The sequence below is a fragment of the Exiguobacterium sp. SH5S4 genome (assembly GCF_004337045.1).
Lineage (GTDB): Bacteria > Bacillota > Bacilli > Exiguobacteriales > Exiguobacteriaceae > Exiguobacterium > Exiguobacterium aurantiacum_A.
This window is the reverse complement of sequence record NZ_SJUQ01000062.1, coordinates 1-1,119: the sequence shown is the minus strand read 5'-3', so window position 1 is coordinate 1,119 and position 1,119 is coordinate 1. Positions and strand designations below refer to the sequence as shown.

The following is a 1,119-nucleotide window of genomic DNA, read 5'->3' as shown; positions in this document are numbered from 1 at the left end:
GATGAGATTTCCCTTTGAGCAATCAAGAAAGACCCCTCAGAGACGATGAGGTAGATAGGTCATGGGTGGAAGCACGGCGACGTGTGGAGCTGAATGATACTAATCGGTCGAGGCTTTGATCTAGAAATGGTTTGTATTGATGAATCTTCAGTTTTGAGAGAGTAATCTTTCAAAAAAAGTTTGACATTATGTAAAGATAATGTTAATCTCATATATGTCTGGTGGCGATAGCGAAGCGGCCACACCCGTTCCCATGCCGAACACGGAAGTTAAGCGCTTCAGCGCCGAAAGTAGTTGGGGGTCTCCCCCTGTGAGGATAGGACGTTGCCAGGCATACATATCGGAGGATTAGCTCAGCTGGGAGAGCACCTGCCTTACAAGCAGGGGGTCGGCGGTTCGATCCCGTCATCCTCCACCATTTACACCTGCCGGTGTAGCTCAGTTGGTAGAGCATCTGACTTGTAATCAGAGGGTCGAGGGTTCAAATCCTTTCGCCGGCACCATTTTTTAAAAAAGTCTACCGCACTAATTATACCTTGCCGGGGTGGCGGAATTGGTAGACGCACAGGACTTAAAATCCTGCGAGGGTTTCCTCGTGCCGGTTCAAGTCCGGCCCTCGGTACCATCTATATATCCCATTGGGAATCATTCGTCTCGCACCCTTAGCTCAGCTGGATAGAGCGTTAGACTACGAATCTAAAGGCCGGGAGTTCGAATCTCTCAGGGTGCACCATTTATAACGGGAAGTAGCTCAGCTTGGTAGAGCACTTGGTTTGGGACCAAGGGGTCGCAGGTTCGAATCCTGTCTTCCCGACCATCATAACTTTTGGGGCCTTAGCTCAGCTGGGAGAGCGCCTGCCTTGCACGCAGGAGGTCAGCGGTTCGATCCCGCTAGGCTCCACCAATTCTTTAACTGACGAACTTTGAAAACTGAACGATGAGGCAAAAAAAGTTTTACAAGTTTTGATTGAAGCGCAAGCTTCGTCATTTTCAAGAGCTATATCAAATTCTTTGGAGAGTTTGATCCTGGCTCAGGACGAACGCTGGCGGCGTGCCTAATACATGCAAGTCGAGCGCAGGAAATCGACGGAACCCTTCGGGGGGAAGTCGACGGAATGA

6 tRNA genes and 3 rRNA genes are annotated in these 1,119 nt (G+C 49.8%); all 9 read left to right on the top strand.

Annotated elements, in window-relative coordinates:
- Positions 1-123, top strand: a 23S ribosomal RNA gene (locus EVJ32_RS15970); the annotation flags it as partial.
- Between the two features lie 94 nt (positions 124-217).
- Positions 218-333, top strand: a 5S ribosomal RNA gene (rrf, locus tag EVJ32_RS15965).
- Positions 334-342: 9 nt separating this feature from the next.
- A tRNA-Val gene (locus tag EVJ32_RS15960) sits at positions 343-418 on the top strand.
- Positions 419-427: 9 nt separating this feature from the next.
- A tRNA-Thr gene (locus EVJ32_RS15955) sits at positions 428-503 on the top strand.
- Positions 504-538: 35 nt separating this feature from the next.
- Positions 539-625: transfer RNA gene (locus EVJ32_RS15950), tRNA-Leu, on the top strand.
- Between the two features lie 31 nt (positions 626-656).
- Positions 657-733 (top strand) — tRNA-Arg (locus EVJ32_RS15945).
- Between the two features lie 7 nt (positions 734-740).
- Positions 741-817 (top strand) — tRNA-Pro (locus EVJ32_RS15940).
- Positions 818-828: 11 nt separating this feature from the next.
- Positions 829-904, top strand: a tRNA-Ala gene (locus tag EVJ32_RS15935).
- 104 nt (positions 905-1,008) lie between these two features.
- Positions 1,009-1,119 (top strand): 16S ribosomal RNA (locus tag EVJ32_RS15930); the annotation flags it as partial.